The organism is Marinifilum sp. D737, from assembly GCF_026672275.1.
GTDB lineage: Bacteria > Bacteroidota > Bacteroidia > Bacteroidales > Marinifilaceae > Marinifilum.
Window position 1 is genome coordinate 1 of the sequence record NZ_JANQCD010000003.1, and the last position, 18,422, is coordinate 18,422.

Below are 18,422 nucleotides of genomic sequence, written 5' to 3' on the forward strand. Positions count from 1 at the left end.
GGGAAGCTTCGTCCCGAAATAGAATTTGTAAGCATTTGGGAGCCAAATGCAACAAAATTCATAATCGGGAGAGAAGATCACCCCGCCGCACTTAAGGTTTTCAAGTAGAAGTAGTTTGGGCTTACACGCCCTAGTCCCGATAGCTATCGGGATTTTGCTGACTTTTTTATCAATGAAAAAAGTCAGAGCCTGTCCGGCTTGAGGACTATAAATAACTAAACCAATACAATAATGTTATCACAAATACTAAAAAACAATCAACACCTCTTTACCGATATTTTCCCATTCAACTTAAATCAAGAGAAGCATCACCTGCTCGATCTTTCCATCGATAATGAATTCCTCTATTCCATAGACTTAAGTTCTGTAGAGACATTGCAGCAATACATTTCGGATTGCTTAAGGCAGACTGGCGCCAAATATGCCATTGGCGGATACAACGAGGACAGGTTGATTTATCGCAAGAGCAAACACTTTGGCGAGGGCGAAGATGCACGAAGCATTCACCTGGGAACCGACGTTTGGTTGGCAGCCAATACCAACATTGCAGCACCTTTGGATGGTAAAATCCATAGCTTTAAAAACAACCATGCCTTTGGCGATTATGGCCCAACCATCATATTAGAGCATTGTGTAGAAGGAACAACTTTCTATACCCTGTACGGACATCTCTCTGTTGAATCGCTGAAAGGGAAAAGTGTAGGACAAGAGATAAAGCAAGGCGAGCTTTTTGCCGAACTGGGCAACGACCAGGAGAATGGCAATTGGCCAACCCACCTGCATTTCCAGATCATAGCCGATATGAATGGGTGTGAGGGAGATTTTCCGGGCGTTTCCAATCAAGCCGATCGAGAAAACTACCTCAACACCTGCCCTGATCCCAATTTGATTTTGAGATTGAAGTGATTATATCACCAATGGGGAGCGTATTAAGTGCTTGATTCACTGTTTTTCTGACAAAAGGAAATGGCAAGTAGTCGATTGCCCTAAAAATTAAGTTTATACAGAATGTTAAGTTTTGTCCTGTGCTACGAATTATGGGGTGTGTAGCACATTTATTTTCCTGTATTAAGAAAACCTTAATAATATGGTAAAGTTGAAAATCAACCTTACATTCTATATAATTGCTATAAATGATTCTTAATAAATGATAAAGTGTTTGTTAATCCTGATTAAAGGTTTTGAGTAGTGAAACCGTTATGGAATTTATTGGTTAAGTGCGAATTGATAGGGTAGTTTTGTAATGGTCTTATTTGGAATTAGGATGGATTGGTGAATGGGGTTGGGTGTTTTTGTTTATATGGTTAATTTAGAATGATTTAATTAAATAGATGATTGCTAGTTGTTTCTTCTAAAATTGTACAAATGAAAAGCGTATTAATCTCGATTGTTTTCTCTGTGTTTGTATTCCAATCCGCAACAGCACAAGACTACAAACCCACTTACTTTGAAAAAGCGGAATTGATTGAAGACTTATGGTTTTTACAAAACAAGGTGGTGAACATGCATCCCTTGATTTTAAATGAAGTATTTGCATTTGAGTGGAGTATGCATGGAAATATTGTAGAAAAACAAATGCCCGATAGTATGTCGATCAACCAATTTTATGTGCATATGGCCAGGTTGTTGGGCGAATTGGAGGATACTCATACTGGCATTTCATTCCCATACAGCGAAAGAAAAAAGTACATGATTGATGGAGGAGGGCTAAGCATGCCTTTTTCCATAACAGTCAAGGATCATAGGTTGTATGTAAACGAATATTTTGCTGAAGATCGCTCGCTTGATATTGCAGGCAAGCAAATATTGGCAATTAACAACATTGCTTCGGGTCAGATTTTGCAGGACATGAGAAATACAGTAGGAGTGAGAGGTCGGGAATGTGGAGATCGATCTGTAGAGAAGATGTTTGCCATGTCTTTCTGGGCTTTGTATGGCGAAAGTAATGTTTATCGCCTAAAGCTAATGGGAGAGGATACACCGCTTGCCATAAATGGAGTTAGCAATGCCAAATACTTCGAATTGAAGAAAAAATACGGATCTTGGCAAAATCCCGAGAAGTATCACCTGGCTTTTTCAGATGATCAACAAATTGCAAAAATGAGCATTGCCTCTTTTTATGGTGATGCGCAATACAATCAATTTTTGAAAGATGCTTTTCAAGAGATAAAAAGCAAAGGCAGCAAGCAGTTGATTATTGATGTTAGGAATAATCCGGGAGGCAGAAGTCGCGCGGTAGATAGTTTGCTGAATTACTTAACGGATAAAAGCTACTCACAATACAAAAGCATAGGAATTAGGGTAAGTGAGGAGCTGAAAGCAAACTACAAGCAAAAGCGACCTGAATTATATACTCGTATCGAAAAACTGCCCAACGATACTTTGTTCTATATGGATAGTACTGCCTATACCTACAAACCCAATTACAAGGAATCGGCCTTTACCGGGGAGGTATATGTTCTGATCAACGCACGATCGAATAGTGCTGCAGCAACCTTTGCAGGTGTGGTAAAAGAGAAGGGTTTGGGAAGCATTGTAGGCAACAAAGCTACAGGTGAAAACATACGTTACTATGGTGATTTCCTGATGTACAAACTGCCTAACACGAAAATCACTTTTTATGTTTCGCCAAAGGAATTTATACAGTATGGTGGCACAAATCTGAACAAGGGAGTTCAGCCTGATGTATTGATTCAAGATTTTGAGTTTAGAGATGAGATTAATTGAGAACATGCTTAGCATGTATTGAAAATAGAACTTTAAAAACCGCCACAAGATTTAATTCTTTGGCGGTTTTTTTGTGTCCAGCTCTCTCACCTCATGTCCCTAGCCCCTTCTTCTCGAGTAGAAGGGGAGTATACTGCAAAATCTTGGCAGCTCCAGTTCCCTCTCCTCGGAGGAGAGGGGTAGGGTGAGGAGATTAAATGGAATGTAATAAGAATCCAAACCATGTTGAACAACATGAATTTACATCTTTCCATTAAGAACAGAATGTCGGAATTTTAATAGTGTAAAACCCACCTAAGAAAGGACCGTGAAGTTGAGACGTTTTACGAGTGTACCTCATAGCTTCGTCTATTAGTCCTCTTTATCTTGCGTTCTGCAAGCCTGCAAAATCAAAAACAATTGCGCTCAAACTAACACTTATCATGGCAAAATTTACCAAAGAGGATGCACTTCGGTATCACGAAGGCAAACGTCCCGGGAAAATCGAGGTGATCCCAACCAAACCACATTCCACACAATTGGATTTATCGCTTGCTTACTCTCCGGGGGTGGCAGAGCCTTGCTTGCAGATCGAGGCAAATCCAAACGATGTTTACAAGTACACGGCTAAAGGTAACCTGGTAGCTGTAATTTCGAATGGTACAGCTGTTTTGGGCTTGGGCGATATTGGTGCTGAAGCAGGTAAGCCAGTGATGGAAGGGAAGGGCTTGCTGTTTAAAATTTTTGCAGATATTGATGTATTCGATATTGAGGTGGACAGCAAGGATGTAGATGAGTTCGTGAAAATTGTAAAAGGGATTGCTCCTACTTTTGGCGGTATTAACCTGGAAGACATTAAGGCACCGGAATGTTTTGCCATCGAGGATCGCTTGAAAAAGGAATTGGACATTCCGATCATGCATGATGACCAGCATGGTACGGCAATCATTTCGGCAGCAGGTTTGTTGAATGCTGTTGAGATACAAAAGAAAAAACTAAGCGATATAAGAATTGTAGTGAATGGAGCAGGTGCATCGGCAGTTGCCTGCACTCGTCTTTACATTGCATTGGGTGTGAAGAAAAAGAACATCATCATGCTCGATAGCAAAGGAGTAATTCACAAATCGCGTACTGATTTAAGTGATATCAAAAAGGAATTTGTTACATCGATTAATGTGAAAACCCTGGAAGATGCCATGGATGGTGCCGATATGTTTTTGGGCTTATCGGTAGCCAACGTGCTAAAACCAAGTATGGTAAAAAGCATGGCCGATAGACCAATCGTTTTTGCACTGGCCAATCCCAATCCTGAAATTGCCTACGAACTGGCAATGAAAACCCGTAAGGATCTGGTGATGGCAACGGGTAGATCCGATCACCCGAACCAGGTAAACAATGTGTTGGGATTCCCATTTATTTTCCGCGGAGCATTGGATGTTAAAGCTACGGGTATAAACGAGGAAATGAAAATTGCTGCCGTAAAAGCATTGGCAAAACTGGCCAAAGAGGATGTTCCTGATATCGTAAATACGGCATATCACGAAATGAATCTTAGCTATGGTAAGGATTACATTATTCCGAAACCACTTGATCCGAGATTGCTGACTGTGGTAGCTCCTGCTGTGGCCAAGGCAGCTATGGATTCAGGCATTGCAAAAGCTCCAATTCACAATTGGGAGGAGTACAAAACTCAGCTGGAACAAAGGTTGGGCAGAGACAACAAGTTGCTGCGAGCTTTAACTGACAAAGCCAAGCGAAATCCGAAACGTGTTGTATTTGCCGAAGGTGCTAATTTTAAAGTTTTAAAAGCTGCACAAACAGTTCTTCACGAGGGAATTGCAGTGCCAATATTGTTGGGTAATCCGGAACACATCCACAAAGTAATTCAAGAGAATGATTTAGATTTGGATGGTGTACCAATTATCAATTGGAGAGGGGCGGAAGAACGCTCAAGAAGAGAGGAGTATGCGAAAATATTGTTCCGAAAGCGCAATCGTAAAGGACTTACCTACAACGAGGCAGTTGATAAAATGACCAACCGAAATTATTTTGGTGCCATGATGGTAGAAACTGGTGAAGCTGATGCTTTCATTAGTGGATCAACATCGAAATATGCCGATACCATTAAGCCTGCAATCCAAACTGTGGGAATCAAATCCGACATCAATCACATAGCTGGTATGTATTTATTGATGACCAGGCAAGGACCAATCTTCTTCTCGGATACAACGGTAAACCCTCGTCCCGATGCTCAAACTTTGGTGGATACCACCTTACTAACGGCTGAGGCAGTGCGCAAGTTTAATATTGAACCTGTAATTGCAATGGTTTCATACTCCAATTTTGGTTCCATTAGAGATGGCAGTCCGGTTCGAGTGCAAAAAGCAGTGGAGATTCTTCATCACGAACATCCGGACTTGATTGTGGATGGTGACATTCAAATGAATTTTGCTTTAAATCCTGAGCTTAGAACCAAAATGTTTCCTTTCTCGAAATTGGGTTGGCGCAGGGTGAATACCATCATATTCCCGAACCTGAGTAGTGGTAATATTGCCTATAAAATGATGCAGGAGATTGGCGGAGCAGAAGCCATTGGACCAATTCTTTTGGGTATGAACAAATCCATTCACATTGTACCATTGGAAAGTTCGGTTCGCGAGATTGTAAATATGGTAACCATTGCTGTGGTAGATGCGCAATAAGTTGAATTAACCCATTAAGCATACTCAGCTTATTAATATTATTTAAACCTGTTGGAATATTTCTTTCTAACAGGTTTTTATTTGCAAACCGTCGGTGTTTCGTTTGAAAAATATTATAGATAAACTGTCTAATGTCATGATAAATAGTGGGTTTAAGAATTGTTAATACCTATATTGTTTAAGGAAAAATAAAACAATACGCTATGTTTAATTTTTCTTAGCTACTGATTGTCAGGTTAAAGTGAAGGTTGATCATGCGAGAAGATACTCTTACCAAAATAACTTAGACTCAATCTAAGTAATGAGGGGGTATATTTGTTCAACTCAGAAAATCTTACGAAATTTTATTTACCGTTTTAAAAATACGAGAAAGAAAAATCTGGTGTTTTTTCGGTTTACATGAAGACAGGACCCAGCTTTATGTAATGAAATTAATTACTACCCAAACCAACTATCATCCGCCCAGGAAAAGCTTTGAGCTTTTCGAGTTTTAATGTGCAAAAAATGAATCGGCATAACTGTTTCCTGTGACCGAGGAAGCGAAGCTGTGCCGAGACATCATATAAAATGAACCAGAGCGCTATACGCTGATGAGATGATTTTAGGGCTTCAACCACCCTACAACCAGAATCATTTTAGATGCAGATCTTTTAATTCACGAGTATAAACCTTAAACTCAATCAACCATGCAAGCCTTAAGAAGGCCTTACTTTTGGCACGCGATTTATACCAAATCGCGTGCAGAAAAGAGGCTGTACAAAGAATTGTGCTCAAAGAATATTGAGTGCTACCTTCCTTTAAAAAAAGAGCTTCGTCAGTGGAGCGATCGAACCAAATGGGTTGAAGAACCATTGATTCGATCTTATTTGTTTGTGAAAGTCAGTGAAAGGGAGTATTACAACGTAATCAATTCTGCTTACGCTGTTGGATATGTAACTTTTGGTGGCAAAGCTGTGCCTATACCTGAACATCAGATTCAGGCTCTTCGAATTTTTCTGGAGGATGAAAATCGCAAAGTAGATTTAAGTCATGAGAATTTGGAAAAAGGAGAATTGGTAGAAATAATGGGTGGTCCTTTCAAGGGAATCAAAGGCGAGATCATTCAAATAAAAGGCAAGGATCGTATTGTAATCCGATTCGATTCTTTGGGAACTTGTGTTTATACTGATATTTCGTTAGACAAGATTAAACAAGTTCAACCCGTCGCTTGATACAAAGAAACTGTTTAAAGTTATCCTTCAGTTTTTTTATATGAATAAATGAAGTCTAACTTCGTTAAATTCTATTTAAATAAAACCACTATTTAAATAAAATTTGCCTGGTTACTCTTCTTTTTCATCGATAAAAAACTCTAAAAACAAATTTAAACAGCTTCTGATTACAGTATCGCAGAAATCAGAAAATTTTATGAGTAAGTTTGAAGTAGTTACCACAATTGGATTGGGGTATATCGGACTTCCTACGGCCTCACTTATTGCTAGAAGTGGGATTCGTGTGCAAGGAGTAGATGTAAATCCAAAGGTAGTAGAGGCAGTAAATTTGGGTGAAATTATTATTGTAGAACCCGATTTGGATGAGTTGGTGCATCAGGTTGTAGAGGACAATTTGCTTTCCGCTTATACCGAAGTTCAGGAAGCTGATGTTTATACCATTGCGGTTCCAACTCCTTTTAAGGGAAATCACGAACCCGATATTTCATATGTAATGGATGCCACCAAGGCAGCAATTCCGGTATTAAAAGAAGGCGATTTATTCATTATAGAATCCACGTCACCGGTTGGAACTACCGAGAAGGTGAGAGATTTAATATATGCCAAACGCCCTGAGCTGGAAGATCGAATATTTATCGCCTATTGTCCGGAACGTGTACTTCCAGGGAATATCATTTACGAGTTGGAGAACAACGATAGGGTAATTGGTGGAATTGATGAAATGTCGACCGAAATGGCATGTGAATTCTTCCGAAACTTTGTGGTAGGAGAACTTCACAAAACAAACTCTCGAACTGCCGAAATGTGTAAGCTGGTTGAGAATTCTTCTCGCGACGTACAAATCGCATTTGCCAACGAACTATCAGTGATTTGCGAAAAGGCAGGAATTAATGTTTGGGAGTTGATTGAATTGGCCAACAAGCATCCAAGGGTAAATATACTTAGTCCGGGTTGTGGTGTAGGTGGTCATTGCATTGCTGTAGATCCTTACTTTATTGTTTCTGAATATCCTTTGGAAAGTCAAATCATTGGTAAAGCACGCGAAATCAATAATTACAAGGCATTTTGGTGTGTCGAGAAAATTAAAAATGCACGATTGCAGTTTCAGTTAGATCGTGGGTATGAACCCAAAATTGCAGTAATGGGATTGGCTTTTAAACCTAATATCGATGATTTAAGAGAATCGCCAGCCATGTATATCGCCAATAAAATTACGCAATCGCAACAGGATGATTACTTAATTGTTGAGCCTAATATTGAAGAGCATCCAAGCTTCCAGATTTGTGATTACCAGATTGCTTTCGATATGGCAGATATGATTGTTTATTTGGTGGCACACAATGAGTTCAAAAACCTTCCATTTTCTGATGAGAAAGTAATTCTCGATTTCTGCGGAGTTACCAATCACCAGGAGAAAATCTTTAATGAAATTCCTGTTGAAATTCCTAAGCCAAGGGAGAACAAAAGGAAGAAGTTAAGATAATACGGCTACTACTTTTTTACCATCTAATGATTAAGAAAATGAGTGATAATAATAAATATAGAGTATTGTTGGTTTTTGGTACTCGGCCAGAAGCTATTAAAATGGCACCTTTGGTTAAGGAGTTTCAGAAATATCCGGAACAGTTTGAAACCATAGTATGTGTAACAGGCCAACACCGCGAGATGTTGGATCAGGTGTTGAATCTTTTCGAAATCGTACCTGAATATGATTTGCAAATCATGAAATCAGGTCAGGATTTATACGATGTTACCAGCCGAGTTTTAATAGGTATGAGAGATGTATTGAAAGTGGCAGATCCAGATTTGGTTCTGGTTCATGGCGATACTACCACATCATCCACAACGGCTTTGGCGGCTTATTATCAGCAAATTCCTGTGGCTCATATCGAGGCAGGTTTGCGTACCAATAATTTGTATTCTCCTTGGCCCGAGGAAGCCAACAGACAGATTACAGGTCGTTTGGCTCAGTGGCATTTTGCACCAACCATAATGGCACAAAAGAATTTAATGGATGAAGGAATTTCAAAAAGCAGAATTGTGGTTACTGGCAATACTGTGATTGATGCGCTTCAGCTTACGCTTACAAAAATACATCGCTCTTCGAAAGTGGTTATGGATATTGTGAATGTGTTGCAAGCCAAAGGAATTTCTACCGGTCGGGTTGCCGAGTGGGTATATCGAACCCGCAAAATGGTATTGATTACAGGACATAGAAGGGAAAATTTTGGAAGAGGATTTTTAAATATATGTGAGTCAATTAAGTTTTTAGCTGAGAAACATCCGGAAGTAGATTTTGTATATCCGGTTCATTTGAATCCTAATGTTCAAAAACCAGTTTATGATATTTTAGGACAAGGAGCAGATTCAGAAAGCAACTCAAATAACAATATCTTCCTAATTGATCCGATTGATTATCTGCCATTTGTTTACCTGATGGATTTATCTTACTTGATACTTACCGATTCGGGAGGCATCCAGGAAGAGGCGCCATTCCTGGGCAAACCAGTTCTTGTAATGAGGGATACAACGGAAAGACCGGAAGCTTTAACTGCTGGAACAGTAAAGTTGGTTGGTACGGATTCTCAGAAAATCATAGAATCGGTTGACTTGTTGTTCCATGAAGATGCAACTTATCGAAAAATGGCTCAGTCCATCAATCCATATGGTGATGGGAAAGCTTGCATCAGGATTGTACAGGAATTGAAAAAAGCATCATCCATTCGGGAACGTATTGTTGCCTAGCTTTACAAAAGCATGTCTGATTTAAAGAGCAAAACCATTAAAGGCGTTTTCTGGAGCTTTGTGGAAAAGTTTGGGAGTCAATTTATCCTTTTGATATCGCAAATTATTTTGGCCAGATTGTTAGAGCCCCGGGATTTTGGTTTACTTGGGATGCTTGCCATTTTTATCGCGGTATCGCAGGCCTTTATCGATAGTGGTTTTGATAATGCTTTGATACAGAAAAAGAATGCTGATCAGATAGATTTTTCAACGGTATTCTTCTTTAATATTAGCATAGGAATAGTTCTTTACCTGATCTTGTTTTTTGCAGCTCCTTTGATTGCTGATTTTTTTAGAACCCCTGAACTGGTGGATCTTACAAGAGTAGTTTGCTTGATTTTGGTGATCAACTCTTTTGGCTTGATTCAATTTGTAAAGTTCAAGATCGACATGAATTTTAAAGCCATTGCACAAGTTGTTGTAGCAGCAAATATTTTGTCGGCAGTATTAGGAGTTAGTTTGGCATTATTGAACTTTGGAGTATGGGCTTTGGCTGCACAGGTAATGGGTATATATGTATTTAGAACCCTATTGTTTTGGATCAGGAGTTCCTGGCGACCAAGTCTGGTTTTTTCAATCAAGTCATTTAAAGGTTTATTCAATTTTGGATCGAAGTTGTTGTTGTCAGGATTGATTAGTCAGACGTTTGAAAACATTTATTTGCTGGTAATTGGTAGAATGTTCTCAGCTACGGCATTGGGATTTTACGATCAGGCTAAAAAATTTCAGCAAGTACCCGTTGCTACTTTGGCACAGGTTGTTGGCAACGTTACATTTCCTGCTTTTTCAAAAATTCAGGATGAGGATGAACGCCTTCGAATGGGATTCAGAAAACTCATTAAGCTTTTGGTCTTTATCAATTTTCCATTAATGATTGGACTGGCTGTAATGGCTGAACCATTGTTTTCAATTGTTTTGGGAGAAAAATGGATGCCATCTGTTCCTTACTTTCAACTCTTGTGTATTGCAGGTATGATCTACACATTGCATTCATCAAACCTGAACATTCTTAAGGTAAAAGGACGATCCGATTTATTTCTTTACCTGGAAATCATTAAAAAAATATTTGTTGTATTGGCAATTGTTATTGGCTTGCAATGGGGAATAATGGGATTAATTATTGGACAAATAGTAACCTCTTTCATAAGCTTTTTTATCAATGCATATTATACGGGGAAATTAATTTCCTACTCAACCATCAACCAAATTAAAGACGTGAGTCAAACCTTTTTAATCACTCTTGTGACTGCTGCAGTTATGAGCATTGGTTGGTTAATACAAAATCAGATTCTTTCACTCTCTTTTCAGATACTGGCAGGTATCGGTACATACCTACTATTGGCTTGTGCTACAAAACAAGAAGCAGTTAGCGATGGTATTTTAATTCTTAAAGAACTTAAAACCTGAATTTGATTTAAAATCAGTTTAGGATAATACCGACACGAAGATGGAAAAACGTAAAATATTAGTAACAAGACCTCAATTGCCACCTCTTAACGAGTTTATTCCTTTATTGGCTGACATTTGGGATAGCAGATGGCTTACCAATAATGGAAAATATCATCAGGAATTTGAAAAGGCGTTGGCAAACTACCTGGGAGTTCCCTATGTTGTATTGTTTGCAAATGGCACCTTGGCTTTAATGGCTGCGCTGCAGTGTTTAAGAATAAAGGGAGAAGTAATTACCACACCTTATAGTTTTGTGGCCACAACGCATTCATTATGGTGGAACGATATCAAGCCTGTTTTTGTAGATATAGAGCCTGACTATTGCAATTTGGATCCCGAGAGAATTGAGGCTGCCATAACACCGGCAACTACTGCCATTCTTCCGGTTCATGTGTATGGTAATCCTTGTGAGGTAGACAAAATTCAGGACATGGCAGATTACTATGGCTTAAAGGTAATTTATGATGCAGCTCATGCCTTTGGAGTTCGATTAAAGGGGTCAAGTGTTCTGAATTATGGAGATTTATCCATTGTTAGTTTCCATGCTACCAAGGTATTCAATACCATTGAAGGGGGAGCAATTATTTGTCATGATATCAAGACCAAGAAGCGATTGGATTACCTTAAGAATTTTGGAATTGCGAACGAAACCACAGTAGTTGCTCCGGGAATTAATGCTAAAATGAATGAATTGCAGGCGGCTTATGGATTGTTACAATTGAAATATTTCGATACCGTAATTGATGGACGCAAGCATATCACAGAAAAGTACAAGAAAGGATTGAAGAATATTCCTGGAGTAAGATATCTGGATGAACCACAGGAGGTAGATTACAATTATTCTTATTTTCCAATATTTATTGAGGAGTCGGAATTTGGCAGAAGTAGAGATGATTTGTTTGAAGAATTAAAGAAAAATGGAATTTATGGACGAAGATATTTTTACCCATTGATAAGTGAGTTTCCAACCTATAGAGGTTTGCCTTCGGCCAAAGGCTTAGATATTGCCTATGAGGTATCAAGGCAGATTATTTGCTTGCCTTTGTATCCTGATTTGGCAGACGAAATCGTTGATTTGATCATTTCCATTATTTCTGAAATGGTACAAGTTGATTCAAATAAAGTACCAGTAAAGGTTCTGAAAACCTATAAAGAGAAAAGAAAATTCCCTAAAGAAAAATAAACGAGTCTTATGGACAAGCCTTTGGTAAGTGTAAAAACCATAACCTACAATCACGAGAAATACATTGCTCGGTGTATTGAAGGAATCTTGAATCAGAAAACAGATTTTGATTTCGAATATATTATCGGCGAAGATTGCAGTACGGATAAAACTATGGAGATAATACAGGAATATGCTGTGAAATATCCTGATATTATTCGAGTAATAACAAGTGAGCAAAATGTAGGAGCAACTATTAATGATCAAAGAACGGATGATGCCTGCAGAGGGACATATGTAGCTTTTTGTGAGGGTGATGATTATTGGACTGATCCTTATAAATTGCAGAAGCAGGTTGACTTTCTGGAAGCAAATCCTGATTATGGATTGGTCCATACCAATTTTTCATGTCAAAAAGGAGATAAATTCTTAAGAGGGGTTAGAGATGGTAAGAATTTGCCGTGTGGAAATGTTCTTTCAGATTTAATAAGAGGGAATCACATTGCCACAGCATCGGTTTGTATGCGAAATGATTTGTTGCAGACCATTCGAATTGGAGAACCAATCAGGAAGCACAATTGGAGAATGGGTGATTATCCTTTGTGGATAGAATCTGCTGCCAGGATGAAAGTTCATTATTTGGCCGATGATACCATTACCTATCGTATTCATGGAACGTCTGCTACTCATGGACTGGATGTAATGGGAGATTTCAGGTTCTTTAGTGATCGATATGAGATTAAGAGACACTACATCAAGAAGTTTGGATGTGAAGATTTAGAACCATTTATCAACAAGATGTATCATCGTGAACTGCTAAAATTTGCGATATTCTTGAAGGATGAGGATTTGAGAGAAAAGTGTCATCAGTTTTTTAAGGATTCATCGGTTGGAGAAAGCTTTCCGTATTTAATGCTTTCGCAATATCCAATATTCGATTCGCTGTATTGCTTTGTATATACTACCCGTAAAAAATTGAAAATGGTAGTTTGATATCTTATGAGACCAAATTCGTATCAAAAATTGGAGAATCAGGTAAGAACCTGCGAATTTCCACTTCCGGGAAGTGTTGCGATTATTCAACCTTATGTATTTCCTTATTTGGGATATTTTCAATTGCTTCACGCTGTTGAGAATGTCGTTTTTTACGATGATGTAAACTTTATTAAACGCGGCTGGATCAACAGAAATCAAATACTGGTGAATGGAAAGGAATTCATGTTTACCATTCCTTTGCGGAAAGCAAGTCAAAACAAACTCATCAATGAAATTGAGCTGGTAGAAAAGCAATTGTTTATTCAAAAATTTCGTCATCAACTAAAGTTAGCATACGCAAAAGCACCCTATTATCACGATGTTAAGGAGGTAATAGAATCTGTATTTGTTGGCGATTATTCAAATATAGGAGATCTTGCCATTGTAAGTATTCTTGCCGTTTACAGGTATTTGAATATGGATTTGAACTGGATGAAATCATCCGAAGAGTTTCGCGAAACAAAAGGACAAGAAAAAGCGGATAGATTGATTCATATCAGTAAGATGCTTGCTTGTGATACCTATATCAATCCGGTTGGAGGAAAATCTCTTTACCACAAAGATTATTTTGCAAAGCATAGCATAGATTTGGGCTTTATAGAATCGGGAAAAGTGAATTATAAGCAATTTGAAAATGACTTTGTTCCATACCTTTCAATTATTGATGTACTGATGTTTAATAACAAAGCCGCGGTGATAGAATTGTTGAACAATTTCAAAATCGGATGATTTAATTTCTGATCACATCATGCAAAATCAAACAAAAAAAATACTAATTCTTGGGGGAACCTCCTTTCAAATTCCTTGCATTAAATATGCAAAGGCCAAGGGCTTTCATGTGATTACTTGTGACTATAATCCAGATAATCCCGGACACAAATATTCCGATGAGTTTTATAATGTTAGTACCACGGATTTGAAGGCGGTTTTAAAATTGGGACGAAAGTTGGAGATAGATGGTATTTTGGCTTATGCATCAGATCCGGCAGCACCTACCGCAGCTTATGTGGCAGAGAAAATGGGATTGCCGGGAAATCCATACAAATCGGTTAAGACACTTTCCGAAAAGGATTTGTATAAAAGCTTTTTAAGATTAAAGAAATTCAATACGCCATCGTACGGAGCTTATGGAAGTTTAAAGGACTTTTCGGGTTCCAGTGATGAATTCAGGTATCCTATTATTGTAAAGCCAGTTGACTCCAGTGGGAGCAAAGGGATTAGTGCTGTAAATGACTTTTGGGAAATGGATAAGGCAATTGATTATGCCATGAAATTCTCGCGATGTAAGAGGTTTATTGTAGAAGAGTTTATTGAAAAGAAATATCCGCAATTGGATGGGGATATTTTTGTATATGATGGTAAAATTATTGCATACTACCTGGGAGACCAGCGGAACGATGTTGAGGTAAATCCCTTTGTTCCTTCAAGTATTAATTACCCATCCTTGTTACCGGAACACATTCATGCTAAAATACAATCGGACTTGCAGCGAGCTATTGATTTGCTGAAAATAAAGTTTGGTGGCTTTAATATTGAAGTGATTGTAGATGAAAATGATGAGGTGTTTTTGATTGAGATTGGCGCGAGAAACGGAGGCAATTGTATTCCGGATATCATTAAATGTGCCAGTAATGTTGATATGATAAAAATGAGCGTGGATGCTTGTATGGGAGAAGAGCCCAGAATCCACAACCGTAAGGATATTGATAAGTTTTATACGACATATGTAATTCATTCCAATGTGGATGGAAAATTCAAATCGGTTAAGGTTCATGAAAATATAAGCGACTATGTTCTTGACATCAGGTTGATGGTTGAAAAGGGTGGGGATGTCTTCACGTTTAAGGGATCGAACTGTACAGTTGGAATTGGACTTCTGGAATTTCCAAACCTTGAGATACGCAACGAAATGATGGATAAGATTGAAGAATTTATAGCAGTTGAACTCGAATAGGATATGGTTAGGGCGATTGGTGGATATTTTGAGTTGGAGAACCGATTCGAATCGGAGTACTATCCGAATTTAATTCGTTTAAATACCGGACGAAACTGCCTGGAGTACATCCTAAGAGCTCGAGCATATCAAAAAATATATTTGCCTGAATATTCTTGTGATGCAGTCATGGAGCCCATTTTAAAATTGGGACTGGAATATGAGAAGTACCCAATTAATATGCAGTTGGAACCAGATCAACTTATTGATCCGGAAAAGGATGAGGCCTTTTTGGTAATCAATTACTTTGGATTAAAAGGGAGGTATGTGAACTTTTTGACAAGGCGTATGCACAATTTAATAGTGGACAATTCTCAGGCTTTTTTTGAAGAGCCAGCGCAAGGCTTCGATACCTTTTATTCGGCAAGAAAGTTTTTTGGAGTAAGCGATGGAGCCTATTTGAGTACCGATAGTGCACCATATATGGATTTTAAGCAAGAGGTATCGTGGAAAAGAAGTGAGCACTTGTTGCGAAGACTGGAGAATGGTCCTAATGATGGATATCCGGCATTCAAAAGAAATGAAGCGTATTTGTGTGGTCAGGAGATAAAATTGATGTCGGATTTAACCTACAGAATTCTATCGAGTATCGACTATGCTGCAGTTAAAAGCAGGAGGAATCGTAATTTTCAATATCTACACTTAAAGTTGAAAGGATACAATGGCTTAAGCATTAATGATGCGGATATTGATGGACCAATGGTTTATCCTTTTTATGTGGAAAATGATGATTTGCGAAAAGAATTGATGCTGCAGGAAATCTATACTGCAAGCTATTGGCCAAGTGTAACCCAAAATGTTGAATCGGATAAACTAGAATATAAATTGGCCAAATATCTCATTCCACTTCCTGTAGATCAGCGCTACGGCTTATTAGATATGGATAGGATTTGCAAATTGATCATACAATTGTTGAAGCAATGAAGTATATCGAAATCGCATTTTGGTTTCTCATCTTTTTTGTAGCTTTTTACCTAAAAGGATTTACAGTTGGGGGACAGGAGTTGGTTTACTTGTGGAAACTGCCTTTACTGTTGTTCTTGATCTCGCGAGTAGTTGGTCAGGAAACAAAGCATGCCTTTTTAGTGCTGGCCTACTTATTTGCAGCTAAGAATTTGGTGAATGTATCATTCTTTAAGTTCCCGGTAGATTCTATTATCAATTTTATAAAGTATTTAACCATACCGATTTTTGTGCATTGGATTTACCTTAATATTAATAGTGCGAGTACATTAAAAAAGTTAAGGTTGGTACCTGTCTACATGGCAGCCTTTTTTATCGTGTGCAACATTCCCTACTACCTGGGAGTGTTTGCTGCACCAGTAACCACAATGTTGTGGATGGAGGACACACAAATTGATGGATTAATTGGAATGCTCGGAGCACCACATTATACGTCGGCAGTGCTGGCAGTTGCAAGTGTAGTGCTTCTTGATTTTGTGGTTAATAAAAGAGGGAACTTTAAAGTGAATTTTATCGTGATTCCCATCCTGATTATAGGTGTGTTTTTTCTTTTTAAAACCTATACAAGAACAGGTTGGATGATGTTTTTGGTTGGTGTTATCGTTTTATTTGCCAGAAAAGTATCTTTTAAAAACTTAGGGAAAATTGCTGTTTTTGGAGTACTGATGGCAATTGGTTTGTCGGTATTGTTTCAAACCAACGAGGGATTTCGAAGAAGGATCATGGATGAACGGGCAGGGCAGGAAGACAAATCGGCTTATGAAACTGTAGGATCTGGTCGTATACAAATAGCTGATATTTATCTGACCAATCTTTATGAAAGCAACTTTGTTACCTATCTGTTTGGCATGGGAATGGAAGAATCGATGCGAAGGTATGAACAGAAAGATGGCATGCCTTTATTTGCTCACAATGGATTTATTCAAACTTTAGTTGACAATGGAATTATTGGTTTCGTGTTGTATATGTTATTTCTGATCACACTTTACAGGGCCATTGCAGGGGCCGAAAGTAGTCACAATCAATTGACAATGGCAATGTTTTTTATGTTTCTGTCATGTTTGGCTACTCAGCAAGCCAATTATTTTCTGGTGGATGTATTTCTTTCCATTTACATTGGAATTGCTTTGATTGAATCAAGGGTAAATCATTATATCGATTTTAAAAGGAAATCTGACATTTACAAAAACATGAAGCCCTCATATCCTTTCTATAAAAGATAAGATCACATAAATGTATAGCTTTAGTTTAATTACATTAGAAGACCTTCAGCAGATTGAGTATTCCAGTAAGTTTCCGGGGACTCAGACTTCTTGGATTTCAGATTGGTATCATACTTTCAAAAAGCATAACGATAATCATTTCGGGCTTGATAAAAAAGCTTACATCCTTACTGCTTATGAGGGAAATAAGTTGGTTGCCATTGTACCTTTACTGAGGCTAACGCGAACCTATTTCAAATACTTTAAATTACAGTTTCTTGAATTTCTTGGGCAGCAATGGTCAGGAATGGGGCATGATATTATTGTAATCAGGGAGCTAGAAGCTGGTTTTGTTGAAGAGCTGTTCTATTGGATCAAAAGAAACATTTCCTATCATTTTATATTTCTTAAATATCTACCATCGGGTAGTAGCTTAAAATCTAAGTTTCGTTTTTATCGATATGCGGGAGCTCCGTTTGTTCAAACATCTTCTTTTTCCGATTACGAAAGGTTTCGATTAAAAGTGTACTCCAGAAAATTCAGAGAAGATCTTCGCAGAACCTATCGAAGAATTAAAAGAGATGGATTTAAAATGGAGGTAGAACAACATGAAATTAATGAATACAGTTTAGCGGCCATTAGAAATATTTCTGCAAGTAAAACTACTGATGGGAAAAGTGATTTGTATGAGAACAAACTCAAGGAAGATTTTCATTTAAAGATATACAGGCAAAACCCATCAAAAGTGGTTTTTATAAAGTTTAATGGTGAAGCTGTAGCTTATGGTACTTTGATAGATATTAATGGACAAAGGATTGGTGTTGATTCGGCTTTTGATAGAAAATTCAGAAAATATGGAGTTGGAATTCATTGTATTGACCAGATAATTCGTGATGGCTTTGATGACAAGGTTCAAAAATTATCATTCGGATTAGGAATGGATACCTATAAGTTTCAGTTTACCAATTGCATAGAAGAGTTTTTTATGTGCTATGACTTTAAAATCAGATTGAAGTCGTTATTTGTGTTGCCTTATTTTCATTACCGTATAAAAAAAATGAATCAGGATGTTTCTGCAGTTATGGAGAGAAATAAGCAGCAAGCAAAACCTGGATCAGAGAATGATAAAACCTCTAATGACAAATTCAATTTTGTTGAAAGTGTTGAGATATAGATTATTTATTGCTCGCAACGAAGTTTAATGCCCTAGGTTCT

General features: G+C 38.0%; 14 protein-coding genes. All 14 read left to right on the forward strand.

The window, feature by feature from the left end; genetic code table 11:
- Positions 1-231 precede the first annotated feature (231 nt).
- The 14 genes from NQ163_RS03360 (at position 232) to NQ163_RS03425 (ending at position 18,381) form a co-directional block, all read left to right on the forward strand.
- Positions 232-906, forward strand: a complete 675-nt coding sequence (locus NQ163_RS03360; RefSeq protein WP_268188872.1) for a peptidoglycan DD-metalloendopeptidase family protein — start codon at positions 232-234, stop codon at positions 904-906.
- Between the two features lie 459 nt (positions 907-1,365).
- Positions 1,366-2,727: a S41 family peptidase gene (locus NQ163_RS03365; protein ID WP_268188873.1), complete on the forward strand. Its 1,362-nt coding sequence runs from the start codon at positions 1,366-1,368 to the stop codon at positions 2,725-2,727.
- Between the two features lie 422 nt (positions 2,728-3,149).
- Complete coding sequence (locus NQ163_RS03370) at positions 3,150-5,408, forward strand: NADP-dependent malic enzyme (protein WP_268188874.1); 2,259 nt, start codon at positions 3,150-3,152, stop codon at positions 5,406-5,408.
- A gap of 686 nt (positions 5,409-6,094) precedes the next feature.
- On the forward strand, positions 6,095-6,619 hold the full coding sequence (locus NQ163_RS03375) for a UpxY family transcription antiterminator (protein ID WP_268188875.1): 525 nt from the start codon (positions 6,095-6,097) through the stop codon (positions 6,617-6,619).
- A 196-nt stretch (positions 6,620-6,815) separates the two neighbouring features.
- Complete coding sequence (gene wecC, locus NQ163_RS03380) at positions 6,816-8,102, forward strand: UDP-N-acetyl-D-mannosamine dehydrogenase (protein ID WP_268188876.1); 1,287 nt, start codon at positions 6,816-6,818, stop codon at positions 8,100-8,102.
- Between the two features lie 38 nt (positions 8,103-8,140).
- Positions 8,141-9,364 (forward strand): non-hydrolyzing UDP-N-acetylglucosamine 2-epimerase, encoded by a 1,224-nt coding sequence (wecB, locus tag NQ163_RS03385; RefSeq protein ID WP_268188877.1) that lies wholly within the window; start codon positions 8,141-8,143, stop codon positions 9,362-9,364.
- A gap of 12 nt (positions 9,365-9,376) precedes the next feature.
- On the forward strand, positions 9,377-10,810 hold the full coding sequence (locus NQ163_RS03390; protein WP_268188878.1) for an MOP flippase family protein: 1,434 nt from the start codon (positions 9,377-9,379) through the stop codon (positions 10,808-10,810).
- 40 nt (positions 10,811-10,850) lie between these two features.
- Positions 10,851-12,035, forward strand: coding sequence for a DegT/DnrJ/EryC1/StrS family aminotransferase (locus NQ163_RS03395; protein ID WP_326493314.1), 1,185 nt, complete (start codon positions 10,851-10,853; stop codon positions 12,033-12,035).
- 9 nt (positions 12,036-12,044) lie between these two features.
- Entirely contained in the window at positions 12,045-13,007 is a 963-nt protein-coding gene (locus NQ163_RS03400) for a glycosyltransferase (RefSeq protein WP_268188879.1), read from the forward strand.
- 6 nt (positions 13,008-13,013) lie between these two features.
- On the forward strand, positions 13,014-13,778 hold the full coding sequence (locus NQ163_RS03405; protein ID WP_268188880.1) for a WbqC family protein: 765 nt from the start codon (positions 13,014-13,016) through the stop codon (positions 13,776-13,778).
- A 19-nt stretch (positions 13,779-13,797) separates the two neighbouring features.
- The gene (locus NQ163_RS03410) at positions 13,798-15,003 is read left to right on the forward strand and encodes an ATP-grasp domain-containing protein (protein WP_268188881.1); all 1,206 of its coding nucleotides are present in this window, start codon (positions 13,798-13,800) and stop codon (positions 15,001-15,003) included.
- A 3-nt stretch (positions 15,004-15,006) separates the two neighbouring features.
- The gene (locus tag NQ163_RS03415) at positions 15,007-15,966 is read left to right on the forward strand and encodes a hypothetical protein (protein ID WP_268188882.1); all 960 of its coding nucleotides are present in this window, start codon (positions 15,007-15,009) and stop codon (positions 15,964-15,966) included.
- The gene (locus NQ163_RS03420) at positions 15,963-17,228 is read left to right on the forward strand and encodes an O-antigen ligase family protein (RefSeq protein WP_268188883.1); all 1,266 of its coding nucleotides are present in this window, start codon (positions 15,963-15,965) and stop codon (positions 17,226-17,228) included. Before NQ163_RS03415 ends, NQ163_RS03420 begins: the two co-directional genes overlap by 4 nt.
- A gap of 10 nt (positions 17,229-17,238) precedes the next feature.
- Entirely contained in the window at positions 17,239-18,381 is a 1,143-nt protein-coding gene (locus NQ163_RS03425; protein ID WP_268188884.1) for a GNAT family N-acetyltransferase, read from the forward strand.
- Positions 18,382-18,422 lie beyond the last annotated feature (41 nt).

Coding starts and splice junctions, on each gene's coding strand:
- wecC (WP_268188876.1), top strand. CDS start 6,816: ATGAGTAAGTTTGAAGTAGTTACCACAATTGGATTGGGGTATATCGGA.
- NQ163_RS03390 (WP_268188878.1), top strand. CDS start 9,377: ATGTCTGATTTAAAGAGCAAAACCATTAAAGGCGTTTTCTGGAGCTTT.
- NQ163_RS03400 (WP_268188879.1), top strand. CDS start 12,045: ATGGACAAGCCTTTGGTAAGTGTAAAAACCATAACCTACAATCACGAG.
- wecB (WP_268188877.1), top strand. CDS start 8,141: ATGAGTGATAATAATAAATATAGAGTATTGTTGGTTTTTGGTACTCGG.
- NQ163_RS03370 (WP_268188874.1), top strand. CDS start 3,150: ATGGCAAAATTTACCAAAGAGGATGCACTTCGGTATCACGAAGGCAAA.
- NQ163_RS03415 (WP_268188882.1), top strand. CDS start 15,007: ATGGTTAGGGCGATTGGTGGATATTTTGAGTTGGAGAACCGATTCGAA.
- NQ163_RS03395 (WP_326493314.1), top strand. CDS start 10,851: ATGGAAAAACGTAAAATATTAGTAACAAGACCTCAATTGCCACCTCTT.
- NQ163_RS03410 (WP_268188881.1), top strand. CDS start 13,798: ATGCAAAATCAAACAAAAAAAATACTAATTCTTGGGGGAACCTCCTTT.
- NQ163_RS03365 (WP_268188873.1), top strand. CDS start 1,366: ATGAAAAGCGTATTAATCTCGATTGTTTTCTCTGTGTTTGTATTCCAA.
- NQ163_RS03425 (WP_268188884.1), top strand. CDS start 17,239: ATGTATAGCTTTAGTTTAATTACATTAGAAGACCTTCAGCAGATTGAG.
- NQ163_RS03405 (WP_268188880.1), top strand. CDS start 13,014: ATGAGACCAAATTCGTATCAAAAATTGGAGAATCAGGTAAGAACCTGC.
- NQ163_RS03375 (WP_268188875.1), top strand. CDS start 6,095: ATGCAAGCCTTAAGAAGGCCTTACTTTTGGCACGCGATTTATACCAAA.
- NQ163_RS03360 (WP_268188872.1), top strand. CDS start 232: ATGTTATCACAAATACTAAAAAACAATCAACACCTCTTTACCGATATT.
- NQ163_RS03420 (WP_268188883.1), top strand. CDS start 15,963: ATGAAGTATATCGAAATCGCATTTTGGTTTCTCATCTTTTTTGTAGCT.